12 protein-coding genes and 1 tRNA gene are annotated in these 14,858 nt (G+C 60.5%); 7 read left to right on the forward strand and 6 right to left on the reverse strand.

Annotated elements, in window-relative coordinates:
• Positions 1-9 precede the first annotated feature (9 nt).
• Together hisS and DevBK_RS10740 are read right to left on the reverse strand one after the other, a co-directional pair.
• Entirely contained in the window at positions 10-1,428 is a 1,419-nt protein-coding gene (hisS, locus tag DevBK_RS10735; RefSeq protein WP_317185419.1) for a histidine--tRNA ligase, read from the reverse strand.
• Between the two features lie 161 nt (positions 1,429-1,589).
• Positions 1,590-1,850 (reverse strand): hypothetical protein, encoded by a 261-nt coding sequence (locus DevBK_RS10740; RefSeq protein ID WP_317185420.1) that lies wholly within the window; start codon positions 1,848-1,850, stop codon positions 1,590-1,592.
• A gap of 460 nt (positions 1,851-2,310) precedes the next feature.
• On the opposite strand from DevBK_RS10740, the gene DevBK_RS10745 reads away from it, so the two are divergent.
• Positions 2,311-2,940, forward strand: coding sequence for a L,D-transpeptidase (locus tag DevBK_RS10745; RefSeq protein WP_317185421.1), 630 nt, complete (start codon positions 2,311-2,313; stop codon positions 2,938-2,940).
• 37 nt (positions 2,941-2,977) lie between these two features.
• On the forward strand, positions 2,978-4,831 hold the full coding sequence (locus tag DevBK_RS10750) for a TadE/TadG family type IV pilus assembly protein (RefSeq protein WP_317185422.1): 1,854 nt from the start codon (positions 2,978-2,980) through the stop codon (positions 4,829-4,831).
• A gap of 14 nt (positions 4,832-4,845) precedes the next feature.
• On the opposite strand, the gene DevBK_RS10755 is transcribed toward DevBK_RS10750, so the two are convergent.
• Both DevBK_RS10755 and DevBK_RS10760 read right to left on the reverse strand, forming a co-directional pair.
• A tRNA-His gene (locus tag DevBK_RS10755) sits at positions 4,846-4,922 on the reverse strand.
• Positions 4,900-5,163 (reverse strand): hypothetical protein, encoded by a 264-nt coding sequence (locus DevBK_RS10760; protein WP_317185423.1) that lies wholly within the window; start codon positions 5,161-5,163, stop codon positions 4,900-4,902. Before DevBK_RS10760 ends, DevBK_RS10755 begins: the two co-directional genes overlap by 23 nt.
• A 64-nt stretch (positions 5,164-5,227) precedes the next feature.
• Between DevBK_RS10760 and DevBK_RS10765 the strand changes: the two genes are divergently transcribed.
• From DevBK_RS10765 to DevBK_RS10785, 5 genes are all read left to right on the forward strand, one after another.
• Positions 5,228-7,831, forward strand: a complete 2,604-nt coding sequence (locus tag DevBK_RS10765) for a histidine kinase dimerization/phospho-acceptor domain-containing protein (RefSeq protein ID WP_317185424.1) — start codon at positions 5,228-5,230, stop codon at positions 7,829-7,831.
• Between the two features lie 128 nt (positions 7,832-7,959).
• Complete coding sequence (locus DevBK_RS10770; protein ID WP_317185425.1) at positions 7,960-9,438, forward strand: ABC transporter substrate-binding protein; 1,479 nt, start codon at positions 7,960-7,962, stop codon at positions 9,436-9,438.
• Positions 9,439-9,585: 147 nt separating this feature from the next.
• The gene (locus DevBK_RS10775; protein ID WP_317185426.1) at positions 9,586-10,536 is read left to right on the forward strand and encodes an ABC transporter permease; all 951 of its coding nucleotides are present in this window, start codon (positions 9,586-9,588) and stop codon (positions 10,534-10,536) included.
• Entirely contained in the window at positions 10,533-11,378 is an 846-nt protein-coding gene (locus DevBK_RS10780) for an ABC transporter permease (protein WP_200940861.1), read from the forward strand. Before DevBK_RS10775 ends, DevBK_RS10780 begins: the two co-directional genes overlap by 4 nt.
• Positions 11,365-12,915, forward strand: coding sequence for an ABC transporter ATP-binding protein (locus DevBK_RS10785; RefSeq protein WP_317185427.1), 1,551 nt, complete (start codon positions 11,365-11,367; stop codon positions 12,913-12,915). The genes DevBK_RS10780 and DevBK_RS10785 overlap by 14 nt, the downstream gene beginning before the upstream one ends.
• Before the next feature lie 3 nt (positions 12,916-12,918).
• Here DevBK_RS10785 and DevBK_RS10790 read toward each other — a convergent pair whose 3' ends face one another.
• Both DevBK_RS10790 and DevBK_RS10795 read right to left on the reverse strand, forming a co-directional pair.
• Entirely contained in the window at positions 12,919-13,497 is a 579-nt protein-coding gene (locus tag DevBK_RS10790) for a UPF0149 family protein (RefSeq protein WP_317185428.1), read from the reverse strand.
• A gap of 45 nt (positions 13,498-13,542) precedes the next feature.
• Complete coding sequence (locus tag DevBK_RS10795) at positions 13,543-14,856, reverse strand: GH1 family beta-glucosidase (RefSeq protein WP_317185429.1); 1,314 nt, start codon at positions 14,854-14,856, stop codon at positions 13,543-13,545.
• Positions 14,857-14,858 lie beyond the last annotated feature (2 nt).

The raw sequence follows: 14,858 nt of genomic DNA on the forward strand, positions 1-14,858 counted from the left end.
GAAAAAGCGTCACTGCTCGCTCAGCAGCTTCTGGATGGCCGAAACCAGTTCTTCGCGCTTGATCTCGAACTGGCCGGGACGCGCGGCTTTCCATTCGGCATTATCGGTAATGCCTTCGGACGCCTGCTTGCCGGCGACCAGATCCTTCACTTGCAGGATGCCCTGCTCACGTTCTTGGCTGCCCTCGATGATGACCGCCGGCGAATTGCGCTTATCGGCGTAGGAGACCTGCTTGCCGAAATTCTTGGTCGAGCCGAGGAACATCTCAGCCCGAATGCCAGCCTGGCGGAGTTCGGCGACCATGGCCTGGTAGCGCGCGGTCTGGTCCTTATCCATGACCAGCACAACGACCGGGCCCACCGGCTCTTTCGAGCCCAGATTGCCCGTGAGTTTGAGCGCATTGGCGAGACGCGACACACCGATGGAAAAGCCGGTCGCCGGAACAGGCTCGCGACGGAAGCGGGATACGAGCCCGTCGTAACGGCCACCGCCGCCGACTGAGCCGAAGACCACATCCTGGCCCTTCTCGTTCTGCACCTTGAAGGTCAGTTCGATCTCAAAGACCGGGCCAGTATAGTACTCAAGGCCACGGACGACTGACGGGTCGATCTTGATCTTGTCCGCATCATAGCCAGCCGCGTCGAAGAGCGTCTGCATGACCGCGAGTTCAGTGACACCGGCATTGTCGGCGGGCGGCTTGCCCGCAACATAATCGAGCACCACGCCCGCTTGCTCGTCATTGAGCCCGGCACCTTTGGTAAAGTCGCCGCTTTCGTCCTTGCGTCCGGCGCCGAGCAGAAGCTTTACGCCTTCAGGACCGAATTTATCGAGCTTGTCCACCGCTCGGAGCACGCCCAGCTTTTGCGCGTCGGAGGTGACACCCGCGGCCTCAAGCACACCATCGAGCACCTTGCGATTATTCACCCGGACGACGTATTTGCCGGCCAGCCCCAGCGCATCCATGACGTCGGCCATCATCATGCACATTTCAGCATCGGCTTCGGGACCGGGCGCGCCAACCGTGTCGGCGTCGAACTGCATGAACTGACGGAAGCGGCCTGGGCCGGGCTTTTCGTTGCGGAAGACATAGCCCTGCCGATAGGAGCGATAAGGCTTTGGCAGAATTTCGAAATTTTCAGCGAAATAGCGGGCGAGTGGCGCGGTTAAATCGTAGCGGAGGCTCATCCACTGCTCATCGTCGTCCTGCAGCGAAAAGACGCCGGCATTGGGCCGGTCCGTGTCGGGCAGGAATTTGCCAAGCGTCTCGGTAAGCTCAAGGAGCGGGGTTTCGACAGGGTCGAAGCCATAGCGCTCATACACCTTGCGGATGGTCTCGATCATTTGCCCAACGGCAGCGATATCACCCGGCGTGCGGTCTTCGAAGCCACGCGGCAGGCGGGGCGAAATCAGCTTGGTCTTTTCGGTCATCGCACTACTCCGGAGGCGGACAATGGCGGCCCTCGCGCGGCCGGGAGGGCGGTTCCCCCGTCAGGCCCCTGCTCTAGCCGATAGGGTTTGGCGAGACAACAGGGGCCGTTGGGGTTTGCTTGATGTTCAGGCGGCCGGAGGTGCCCGGCCGCCTCTAACAATCATCTTCGACTTCGCTCGTTGAAGCCGGGTATGATCGTTATCGCCGGTAGCGAGTGCCAGATAACGGGTTCTGCTACAGGCGGCAGGCCAATATCAGCCCGCAGATAGGCTGGCAGATCGCTCGGCACGCGTGGCCGGTTCCACCAGGCACGAACTGCTGCAGCAATGACCGGCACGATTCCACGCTGATGCACGGCATCGGCGATGGAGAATTCAAGGCGCAAAACGAAATTGCGCTCGGAAAGCACATTGGAAGACATTGGTATCCCGGCAGGGTGCAACCCCACCGGCCTCATGGTTTCAGAGTGGGAAAAGTGCTCAGACGGACGCAGTACGGACCGGCTTCGACACGTTGGCTAGGGTTGGATAATCCGCGGGCGATTTGCCCTTAGACACTCATCAGCGGCTAAATCAGCCTTTTACCGGCTCTCGGCGGGTATTGATGAGATGGAGCCAGGTCCCCGAGTGGCGGAACGTCATGACTGTCATAAAACGCCTCCCTCGGATGGCTGTTGCGGATGTCGAATCCTTAGATCGCGGCGCCGTGATCGGCAAGCATAAATGAGGCAGAACGCCGCAGGTCTTTCTTCCTGTTGCCACAACGCAACAGTTTTACCGCTTGTTAAGTCTTCAGGCTTGTCAGTTGTTTACCACGTTCCTTGACCTCTTTTTTGCGCTCAGCGCGCAAAATGCGGGCGATATCAAAGGGGCGTCGAAGCTATGGTCGAGACCAAGCGTCTAATCTCGGTTGTGTTGGCTGGTTTGCTTTTGCTCACAGCGCAGGCTGCGCCAGGCTTTGCCGAGGGGCGTTTCCAGCAGGGCTGGCGCTTCGCGCCACCGCCCGGCATGACCGTCACCGATCAGCGACCGCGCCACGCTTTGGCCCTTCAGGGCAATCCCTATGTGAATCCCGCCTATCTCCGTCAGGTCGTGACCTATCCGACCGGCGAACGATCAGGGACGATCGTCGTCGATACCACTGCGCATTTTCTCTATTTCGTTCTCGGCGATGGCCGCGCTCTGCGCTACGGCATCGGCGTTGCGCGCGATGGCTTTGAGTGGAACGGCACGCATCGCGTTACGCGAAAAGCCGAATGGCCCACGTGGACGCCGCCTGCAGAAATGCGTCAGCGCCAGCCCGAGCTACCGGCCCAGATGGCGGGCGGCCCAGACAATCCGCTTGGCGCACGGGCGCTCTACCTGGGATCGACGCTTTATCGCATCCACGGCACCAACCAGCCCTGGACCATCGGTCAGAATGTCTCGTCAGGCTGCATCCGCATGACCAATCAAGACGTCACCGACCTCTATGGCCGTGTTCAGCTCAACACCAAGGTGGTCGTGCTTTAGCAAGCGCCTGCCGGATATCGGAATACGGAGCACCCGCGTGACGGCGCAGACGAAATTAGCCCGACTTCTTCGCCGATTTGCCAAGGATGAAGGCGGCGCCTTTGCCGTCATGTTCGGCGTCATGGCAATCGTCCTGATCGCCCTCGGCGGGGCAGTCGTTGATTATGTCACGCTCGAACAGGGCCGCAACCGCGCCCAACTCGCTCTCGACGCTGCGGCCCTAGCCCTGCAGCCAAAGGTTTTCGAAAAGAACTTCAACGCCGCCGACGTCCAGAAGCTGGCAGAAGCTTTCGTCATCGAGCGCATTGCAAACAAAAACATCGATGCGAAAATCCTGTCGACACGTGGCAGTGCTACAGACGGGACCCTCTCTTTCGAGGCCAATATCACGGTGCCAACAGCATTCGTCGCCTTGGTCGGCGTGCCGAGCCTAAGCGCTCATGTCGAAGCGCAAGCGGTCAGAACATCAATGGCTATCGAAGTTGCCATGGTGCTCGACAATTCCGGGTCTATGGGTTCGAACAACCGCATGACCTATCTCAAGCAGGCAGCGACATGCGCGACAAACATCATTTTCTTCAAGGATGTCGATACTAACTGCACGCCATTGGCAAAAGCGACGCAGCAGGAGGACGTCCGGATTTCAATCGTGCCGTTTACCATCATGGTCAATGTCGGCACCCAGTTCAAAAATGCGAAGTGGCTCGACTGGACCGGCCAAAGCCCACTCTCGCGTCTGAATTTCGACAATGACGATGATGAGACCACGCTCTTTGTAGGGCCGGTCAACCGCAACGACCTATTCACGCAGACTGGCGTGACGTGGAGAGGCTGCGTTGAGGCGCGACGCGGACCATATGATACGACCGACCAGGAAGCCGTTGCAGGCGATACGCTTTTCATCCCCATGTTTTCGCCGGACACGGGCGATCGCAAATATAACAATTATAACAGCTACAATAACTATCTAAGTGATGTCGGCGGCACATGTCAGCCCAAGACATGCACCGAGCAAATCATCAAGAATGGCTGCTCGACAAAAAATGGTATTACCACATGCACAGGCGCAACAACGTATAAATATACGAAAGTGGTAGGGTCAAACACGACGACACCTGCCGCTTCCTGCAAGGCCGCAGACGGGCCAGCATTGAGCGACACCGTCACGACATCTTCCGGCACAACGCAAACCTCGACAACAGTCTACAGCCTGCTTTCTGCCAATGAACTTCAAGAGCGCCTGTGTAAGTATAACGGCGCAAGACCTACAGATGCAGCGAATTCCGGCCCCAATGCCTACTGCCCCAGTGCCTCCATCTTGCCGCTGACTGCGGTATCCAACGATGTCATCCAACGCATAAAGGGCATGACGGCAAATGGCGGGACCAACATCCAGCAAGGCACCATCTGGGGTTTCCATGCGCTTTCCCGCGCAGAGCCTCTGTCTGAGGCGGCTCCCTATAAGCCCGGTCAAGTCTCGAAGTTCATGATCGTGATGACGGACGGCTTCAACGAGCCCGACTTCCGCGCCTATTCTGACACCCTTAACGGCACGGGTATCTATGGATCTTGGGGTTTTCGTAAGGATGGCCGCCTCCCAGACACGGACGGCATCATTGGCAATCAGAATGAATACAACGCCCACAACAGCAAAGCCGATATGACTACGACTATGGACATCAAGACCGTTCAGACTTGCGCCAATGCCAAGGCTGCGGGAATTCAGGTCTATACGATCGGGCTCCAGCCCCCGAGCCAGGCGACGCGCAAAATGCTCACCGATTGCTCGTCAGGCACCGGGTACTACTTCTTCCCCAACACTCCCGCGGAGCTCGTCGACGTGTTCAAGAACATCGCCAATCAGCTTTCGCAGCTGCGGTTGTCGCGATGAGCAATGTTGAAGGGTGGTACCACCTCTCGGGATCGAACCGAGGACCTCTAGATCCACAATCTAGCGCTCTAACCAACTGAGCTAAGGCGGCTCATGACATGGCGGGAAAAGCGTCGCCTGTCGAAACCGCGCGGAACATAGGTCGAGTTTTGCGGAATGACAAGCACCGATTTTAGGCCTGTGGACAGTCGCTTAAACTCCCTTTCGATCACGATTGGGAAGCCGCTGTGACCATTCGTTAGCACCTGCCGTTTAACCATGACGAGGATTGAATGGGCGCGATGCGTGCCATGGGCTGGATTCGTTTCCAGCGGCACGATAATGAAGAACACTTAAAGAACCCCGAAAAATTTGTGCCAAACTGGTACAAACAAAATTGGCCCTTATACGCTGTCTATGAATGCCGAGTGGACCACATCGCCGAATGCCCGCCGGGTGCTGCAGCACGCACACGATCCGCGGCCGGCATGGCTTTGGTCGGGCGATGGCCAGCGCCTGATCTGGTCCAATTCTGCAGCAAACCTCTTCCTCGCCAAGATCAAGAAAAGCGGCCTTAAGCTCGCGCCATTGGCAGTGCCGCTCAAGGGACAGGTTGCACGGACCATCCGCCTTGGCTCGCCCGGCCGCACCAGCCTTGCGCGTATTCAATTCGATGCTGGCGACAAGCCGGCCTCCGCCACCTGCGCTACGACGCCGATTTTGCTCGAAGGCGAAGAGTTGTCGCTGCTGATCGTCGCCGTCGATCCGGTCGACGAGGCGATCCTGAAGATGTTTGCGGAGCGCAACGAGATTTTCATTGCGCCGGAAGAGCCTGAAGCTGCGGATGAGCCCGTTGTGCAGTCTGAAACTCAGCCAGAGCCAGAGCTGATGCCGGAAGGTCTGGCTCCTGCTGTTGAAAAAGATACGTTGGCCATCGACGTAGACCCTTCGCAAGACGATCAAGACGCGGCGGGCGCAATCTACGAACCAATCGATGAGAAACCGGGTGCCGCTCAGGCGCCGATCGAGCCGGACGATGCCTATCGTCATGAACTGCATAATTGGCAGGAGGCCGATCCGGAATCCGTCTACGCCCCGCCACCGGAGGAGCCGGTTTTTGCGCCGGTGAAGGATGAAGATTTTGCCGAGGACGCCGCTGAACCGTCAACGGACGTTCCTCTGGCCCCGAACGAAGACGAACGGCCACTTTTCCGCAGCCTGACGGCGCTGGTCGATCGCCTTGCGGCAGACGAAGACCTCTATACCCCGCTCGGCGAAGACGATGACACACCACCCGAGGCGTTCACCGACCAAAACGCAGTCGAACCGGCTGCGGCGGAAGCCCCCGCGCCCACGCTATTCAAGATCACCGGTCGCGGCTTCAAGGCCAGCGAATTGCCCACCCTTGCCGAAGCGCCGCCCCCTGCCGCGCCCGTCGAAGACGATGCGCTCTTTCCGCCGGGAACTGCGCCAGATTTGGTCGAGCGCGTTTCGCGTTATAATTTCGATGAGCTGTCGCGCATTCTGAATGACCGCGTCGGGTTGGGCGAGCGGAACGCCGTGCAGCCTCAAGCCGGTCAGGAGGTTGCACCTGCGGCATCCACTGGCTCGCTCGTCAATCTCGGTGGCGAGGCACTGGTCCTGAACCGTCTGCCGCTTGGCATCCTGGTTTTCCGCGACCAGCAGATCCTTTTTGCCAATCGCGCCATCACCGAAATGATCGGCTACGAATCGGTCGATTCGCTGCGCCGTGCCGGACTAACGGCCGTTTTCCCTGCCAGTAGCGGGGAAGAGAGTGCTGGGCCGGTCAATCATCTCGTGCAGCAGGACGGGACTTTGGTGCCCGTGACCGCGCGCCTTCAATCGACCTCATGGCAGGGGCGGCCTGCGCTCATGCTTTCGGCCAGCGCAACCGAAGTGCGCACCGGGCATGAAGACGCGGTCCGCGCTTTTGCCAAAGCATTTGCCGAGCTGCGTGGCGATGGCTTTATCGAAGCCAGCCGCGCTGGCGTCGTGCGCGCGGCGGATCCTTCGGCCATTGCCGGTCTGGCCGATGGCACCACCGTGCTCGGCAAGACGCTATCAGAACTCACGCTGCCCGAAGACAGCATTGCGCTGCGCGCTTTCCTCGAGCGGCCGGCCAGGTTTGCCGAGACAGAGCGCCCCTCGATCCTGCTGCAATCCGCCAATGGAAAATCGGAGATCATCCTTTTTGCCCAGGGTCAGGCCGGCACCGTCAGCGGCTACTTCGCCTTCGTGCGCCCGCGCAGTGTCGTGCCGCGGCGAATGTCGGGCGGATCGGACGCCGATCCCGCGCTTTTGGCACGCATCAGCCGCGGCGTACGCCGGCCTCTCAATACAATAATCGGCTTTGCCGAATTGCTGCGTGGCAAGGCTTTTGGCGAACTCGGCGACGAGCGCTATCAGACCTATGCCGATGACATCGCGGCCGCCGGCAATGACATCGCTGCTTTGGTCGATGAGCTCGAAGACTATGCGCGGCTTCGCGACGGCAAATATCTCGCCGAGCGCGCCAGTCTCGACCTCACCGAACTGCTCGAAACCTGCGTGCTGCGCATCCGCAACCAGGCCAATGCTGGCCGGATCATCCTGCGGAACGCCATTTCGGAAACGCTGCCGAGGGTCACGGCGGATCGCGCCTCGCTGACACAGGCGGTGCTCAATCTTCTCGCCAGCGCCATCGATCAAAGCCCGGTGGGCAGCACGGTCGTCATCTCGGCCCAGCGCCTTGATGATGACGGCATCGCCATCCACGTGCGCGACAACTCCAACCACGGTGTCGATATGGCGGAGCGCTTCGTTGTGTTCCGCGATGGTCTCAGCCGCACCGGCCAAGCCCTTGCTCCCGTCCGCTCAAGCGTTGGCCTGGCGTTGACGCGCTCGCTGCTCGCGGTCAATACCGTGTCGCTTTCGGTCGATCCGGCGGGGGAAAGCGGTGTGCTTTTTACCCTCCGTATTCCTGCCGATCTCATCGACCGCTCGCCACTTGAGCCGAACTGAAGTCGTTTGTCCTAAACGCAGGGCTCTGAAGCAAAAACTTTAGCCCGGTATGCGCGTGCATGGCGCGGCAAGTTTGCCTATACCTAGCCGCGGGGCGCGGGACTGCGTCCGACCTCTGGGAGACAAATATGAGAGTGACCAAATCCCTCGCGCTGGCCAGTGCCGGTTTGCTGTTGGCCACCAGCCTTGCCATGGCGCAATCCACCGAGATCCGCGTCGGCGCGCCACTCGAGCCACCCGCCCTTGACCCGACCGCGGGCGCTGCCGAGGCCATCGACGTGGTTGTCTACCAGAACGTTTTCGAGGGTTTGACCCGTATCGACCAGAACGGCGCCGTACAGCCCGGCCTCGCTTCGGAATGGACCATAAGCGAGGATGGTCTCACCTATGATTTCAAGCTCCATGACGGCGTGACCTTCCACGACGGCACGAGTTTTGACGCCGAAGACGTCAAGTTCACTTTCGATCGCATCCTTGCCGAAAACAGCGTCAACGCACAGAAGGCGCTTTATGAAGCCATCGAGAGCGTCACAGTCGTCGATCCGCTGACCGTCGAAATCAAGCTGTCGCGGCCCGATGGGCTCTTCCTCTTCAATATCGGTCGCGGCGACGCTGTGATTGTGGCGCCAGAGAGCGCCGAGAACAACGCCACCCAGCCGATCGGCACGGGGCCGTTCGCCTTCGTGCAATGGGATCGCGGCAGCCGCGTCATTCTCGAGCAATACGGCCCCTATTGGGGTGAGAAGCCTGCACTGACCAAGGCGACCTATGTCTTCATCAGCGATATGGCGACGATGACCAACGCGCTGCTCGCCGGCGATGTGGACGGCACCTACAACTTCTCGGCCGAAGCGCTGCCCGTCTTTGAAAACAATCCGCAGTTCAAGGTTCTGGTCGGCACGACCGAAGGCGAGACGATCCTTTCGACCAACAATGCCAAAGAGCCGTTCAACAAGCTCGAAGTGCGCCAGGCGATGGCGCATGCCATCAACCGCCAGGAAATCATCGATGGCGCGACCTATGGGTATGGCGTTCCCATCGGCAGCCATTTTGCGCCGCACAATCCCTATTATATCGACCTGACCAACACCTACCCTTTCGACCTCGACAAGGCCAAGGAACTGCTGGCCCAAGCCGGCTATCCCGATGGATTTTCGGCGACGCTCAAACTGCCGCCGGTCAATTACGCCACCGTTTCGGGTCAGATCATCGCCAGCGATTTTGCCAAGATCGGCATCAAGCTCGAACTCATCAACATGGAATGGGCGCAGTGGCTGGAAGACGTCTTTGCCAACAAGGACTTCGATCTGACGATCATCAGCCATGTCGAGCCCTTCGACATTGGCATCTATGCCAATCCCGACTACTACTTCGGCTATAACAATCCAGAGTTCCAGGCCCTCAACGAGACGCTCAATGCCACGACCGACGAGGCCAAGCGCAAGGAACTGGCCCAGGAAATGCAGACCATTATCGCCAAGGACGCGGTCAACGGCTACCTCTTCGAGCTCGCCCAGACCGGCGTCTGGAACGCCAAGCTCGACGGCATGTGGCAGAACGCGCCCGTCGAAGGTGTGGTCCTGCGCGACGTGCATTGGGTTGAATAAGCTTTTGGCGATCGACGTAGACACCCCCCTCCCAGCCTCCCCCGCAAGGGGGGAGGTGCAGGTCCGCGGGTGTGACCGGTTCCGGTCAAAAACTCAAAACTTCACCTCCCCCCTGGTGGGGGAGGCCGGGAGGGGGGAACTGCTTCAGTGACCCTCTACATCCTTCGCCGCGTCTTCGGCTTTCTCGTCACCCTCCTCATTGCCGCCGCCGTCATCTTCCTGCTTCTCGATCTGCTCCCCGGCGACCCCGCGCGCTTCATCCTCGGCATCAATGCAACACCCGAATCCGTCGCGGCGCTGCGCCTGCAGATGGGGCTCGACGATCCGGCCATCCTCCGTTTCGGCAATTGGCTCTTGGACATGTTTCGTGGCGATTTCGGCATGTCTCAGACCCAGAAACTCCCCGTGGCGGATCTCATCGCCGCGCGCATGGCCGTCACTCTGCCTCTCACGCTCTTTGCCATGGTGGTGTCGATCGTCATTGGCCTGCCGCTTGGAATATTGGCCGCCATGCATCGCGGCAAGCCGCTTGATACCATCCTCATGGTCATCGCCCAGGCCGGCGTCGCCGTGCCCAATTTCTGGTTCGGCATGCTGCTGACACTGCTCTTTGCCGTCACCTTGCGCTGGCTGCCGACCGGTGGTTTCACGCCTTGGCACGAAAACCCGATCGCCGCGTTTCGCGGCCTCCTCCTGCCCGGGCTGGCCTTGGCCCTGCCGCAAGCCGCCATCCTGGCGAGGGTCATGCGCACGGCCCTCGTCGATGTTTCGACGCAGGATTTCATCCGTACTGCCCGCGCCAAGGGGATGACCTTCGGGCAGGCCATGTGGCGCCACGGGGTCCGCAATGCGTTTCTGCCGGTGCTGACGATCCTTGGCCTCCAATTCGCCTTTCTGATCGCCGGCACGATCATCGTCGAGAATGTGTTCTTCCTCCCCGGCCTCGGCCGGCTGATCGCCACCGCCGTCACCGAGCGCGATCTGGTATTGGTGCGCAGCGCGACGATCATCCTTGTCCTTGCCGTCAGCGCCACCATGCTGATCGTCGATATCGCCTATGGCTTTGTCGATCCGCGCTTGCGGGAGCGCGGCGCATGAGAACCGCTTGGATGCGTCACCCGGGCCTCATGCTCGGGCTTGCTGCGAGCTTTGCCTTCGCCCTTCTCGGGCTGTTGTCGCTGGTCTGGACGCCCTATCCGATCGGCGATATATCCATCGCCCGCCGCTTTGCGGTGCCCAGCCCGGATCATTGGCTAGGCACCGACCAGCTTGGCCGCGATATGCTGTCGCTGATCATGTCGGGCACACTGACAAGTTTTACCGTCGGCGCCACCGCCATCATCATCGGCGCGGGGATCGGCGTCCCGCTTGGGCTTGCAGCAGCCATCTATGGCGGACCCGTAGAATGGCTGGTGTTGCGGTTTTCCGATCTCGCTTTCGCCTTCCCCTCCATCATCATCGCCATTCTGATCGCGACACTCATGGGGCCCGGCGCAGCCAACGCCGTTATCGCCATCGGCATTTTCAATATCCCGGTCTTCGCCCAAGTGGCGCGCGGCGGCGCGCTGACGATCTCGACGCTCGATTATGTGGCGGCGGCCCGGCTGGCTGGTCTCAGCAGACCCGCAATCGCCCTTCGACACCTTCTCCCCAACATCGCCAGTCTCATCATCGTGCAGGCGACGATCCAGCTTTCGGTCGGCATTTTGGCCGAAGCTGGATTCTCCTATATCGGGCTTGGCACCCAGCCGCCGGAAACGAGCCTTGGGCTCATGCTCAGGGATGCGCAGAACCTTTTCCTGATCCATCCCTGGCTCAGCATCGCCCCGGGTCTGGCCATCGCTGTCATCGTCATCGCCCTCAATATTGCCGGCGATGGCCTCCGCGACATTCTCGATCCGCGCCTCCGCCGGCAGGAGGTTGGCCGTGTCGCTGGTTGAGATCGAAAACCTAACCATCCGCTTTGGTGGGCGCCCTGCCCTTTCCGGCCTGTCGCTTGCAATCGCCCGCGGGGAACGCTTCGGTATCGTAGGGGAAAGCGGCTCGGGCAAGTCGCTGACCGCGTTGGCGATCACTGGTCTTCTGCCCGATGCGGCAGAAGCAACCGGCGTGATCCGCTTCGATGGCAAGCTGCTACCGACCGACGAAAGGGCCATGGCGGCCCTTCGCGGCCACCGCATCGGCATAGTTTTCCAAGAGCCGATGACGGCGCTCAATCCGCTGATGCGCGTCGGCGCGCAGATCGACGAAGCTCTCGATCTCGCAGACAGCAGCACACGTGAGGTGGCTGCGCTGCTGCAAGAAGTTGGCCTCGACTCCAGCCACGCCATTCGCTTCCCACATCAACTCTCCGGCGGTCAGCGCCAGCGCGTGATGATCGCCATGGCGCTGGCCAGCGATCCTGACCTGATAATCGCCGACGAGCCAACCTCTGCGCTCGATGTCATTACGCAACGGCGTGTGCTGGATTTGATTGCCGAAATCTGCGACCGGCGACAGATGACGCTGATCTTCATCAGCCACGACATGCGCGCCGTAGCAGCGCTGTGCAATCGCGTTGCCGTCTTGAAGGCGGGCGAACTGGCGGAAACCGTACCAACAGAGGACGTCTTGAGAAGGCCCAAAGCGGCTTACACGCAGGCGCTCGTCGATGCCACGCAGATGGCACCGCGCGCGAACCACGATCTGTCTGACCAAGACTTATTGCTGAGCGTCGAGGGAGTCACGCGCGCCTATTCGCGCAATGGCCTTTTTAGCCGGCGTCAGCCGCCACTAATGGCAGTCAATGATGTCAGTTTCGATGTCACGCGCGGCGAGGTCCTCGCGCTGGTCGGCCCGTCGGGCTGTGGCAAGACAACCCTCGCCCGCGTCATTGCCGGCCTCGACAGCGCAACCTCTGGAACAATGACGATCGATAGCACGCCCTATCATGGCGCCGACCTGCCCCGGGAGAAGCGGGGAGACATATCGCTCGTCTTCCAGGATCCCTTCGGCAGCTTCAATCCGCGGCTGACGATCGGCAAATCGCTCGCGGAACCCTTGCGCCTCCTGCCCAAGCTGTCCCCGCTTGACCGCGAGCAGCGGCTGATCGAGGCCATTGAATCGGTAGGGCTCGATGCCTCGATGCTCACCCGCTATCCACACGAGTTTTCCGGCGGCCAACGTCAGCGCCTCGCCATCGCGCGGGCCTTGGTGACGCGGCCGCGCCTTGTCGTGCTGGATGAGCCCGTCTCAGCGCTCGATGTCTCGGTGCGCGGCGCAGTGCTCGATCTGCTGGCGCGCCTCCAGAGCCAGTTCGGGCTGACCTATCTGATCATCAGCCACGACCTCGACATGGTCGCGGCTATGGCTGACCGTGTCATGGTGATGGAAGCCGGCAGGATTGTCGAAGCCGGGTCGCCTAAAACCCTGTTCGCCGATCCCAGACACAGCCTCACCAAAGCGCTGATGGCAGCGCGACTGCCTGATCTTGTCTAAAACCTAGTTTTGGCGGTGCAGCCGATAAAGCAGCACGGCGACCTGGGCGAGCACTTCAGGCATGGCCTCGCGCATTTCGTCATATTCGGCCCATTCTTCATCGCCGGCGGTGTCGTCGGGCACGTTCTCGCCCTGCGCCAGCATCAGCCCGGTCGCAAGACCCATGGCCGCTTCGCCACGCGCATCATCGCCGGTATCGCGAAGGATTTCTTCCCAAGCGTCGAAGCGCAGGAACATGGCCTGCTGGAAGCCAGCCAACCAGGCTTCCCAGACGATATCGTCGCTTTCATCATCGACTTCGTAGAGCGGGGCATATTGATCCGAGGCGAGTTCCGCTTCGATCTCGGCCTGACGCGCGAAGATCAGGCTTTCGATCTCTTCATTGCCCGGCTTGAGCATGCCGCGCTCGTCGGCCAAGAAGTCGAATGGCCACCATTCCGACCGCTCGATCTGCGCTGGCCCGACGGCCAGCCCGCACAAAAACCCATCCAGCTCTGTCAGCAACATGGACTCGTCGCCTGCTTCGGACAGGAGGGTATCGAGACGCAGCAGGGACTCGGGGAGATCGACGAGTTCAGACATGAAAAAAGGCCCGCGCTTGGAATTCAGTGCGCGGACCATACACGGTTAGCGCGTGTTGTGCAGCATGCCCTGGAAAGCGCGATAGCTCGCCTTGGGGGTCCGCTTCTGCGTCTCGTAATCAACGTGGACCAGGCCGAAGCGCTTGTCATAGCCTTCTGCCCATTCGTAATTGTCGAGCAGCGACCAGGCGAAATAGCCGCGCACATCGGCGCCGGCATTGCGCGCAGCAAGCACGGCCTGCAGGTGCTCGTCATAATAGCGAACGCGACGCGGATCGTCGTCGCCTTCGACTTCCGCCATGCCGTTCTCGGTCACGTAGAGCGGGATCTTGGTGTATTCGTTGGAGACGCGCACCAGGAGGTCGGACAGGCCCTTGGGGTAGATTTCCCAGCCGATATCGGTGAGTTCGAGATTGCCCTTCACCTGTTCCACCGGACGGCGCGGATCGCTCGACGCCTTATAGAGACTGCGGGTGTAATAATTGATCCCCAGCCAATCGAGTGGGCGCGACACGACGGCCATGTCAGCCTGGTAATTGGCGGGCAGATAGGGCGCGAGCCACTCGGTCATCTCGCTCGGATACTGGCCCTTGAGCACGCCGCCGAGATACCAGCGGTTGAACAGCGCATCGCCGAAATTGCAGGCGGCCTTATCGGCTTCGCTCTCGGTCGCAGGCTCGGATTTTTCGAGGTTCAGCACGATGCCGAGGTTTTTCGTACCAGTGGCGCGCAGGGCGTCGATGGCCGTGCCATGGGCATAGAGCACATGGTGCATGGCGCGAGCGGCCGCGCGCATATCGCGATAGCCGGGCGCGTGGATGCCAAGATAATGGCTGAGGAAGGCGACACACCACGGTTCGTTGATCGTCGCAGTCGCGGCCAGCCTATCGCCGAATTTTTCACCAATCAGCGTCGCATAGTCGGCGAACCAGTTGGCGATATCGCGGTTCATCCAGCCGCCGCGATCCTGCAGCGTAGACGGCAGGTCCCAATGATAGAGCGTCGCATAGGGTTTTAGGCCGCGCTCGAGCATGCCATCGATCAGGCGATCGTAGAAATCGAGACCGGCCTGGTTGACGGCGCCTGTGCCCTCGGGGATGAGCCGGGGCCAAGCGAAGGAAAAGCGGTAAGCGCCAAAGCCACCATCGCGGATAAGATCGAGATCCTGCGGCCAAAGTTCATAGTGGTTACAGGCGTCGCGACCCGTATCACCGTTTTTCACATTGCCGGCCGTCGAAGCAAAGGTGTCCCAGATCGAGGAGCCACGGCCATCGCGTTGACCGCCTTCGATCTGATAGGCCGCCGTCGCCACGCCAAAGGTAAAATCGGACCCAAAATCCCGCCGGTCGATCGAGAACATAT

Origin of the sequence: Devosia sp. BK (genome assembly GCF_032907385.1) — a bacterium.
Taxonomy (GTDB): domain Bacteria; phylum Pseudomonadota; class Alphaproteobacteria; order Rhizobiales; family Devosiaceae; genus Devosia.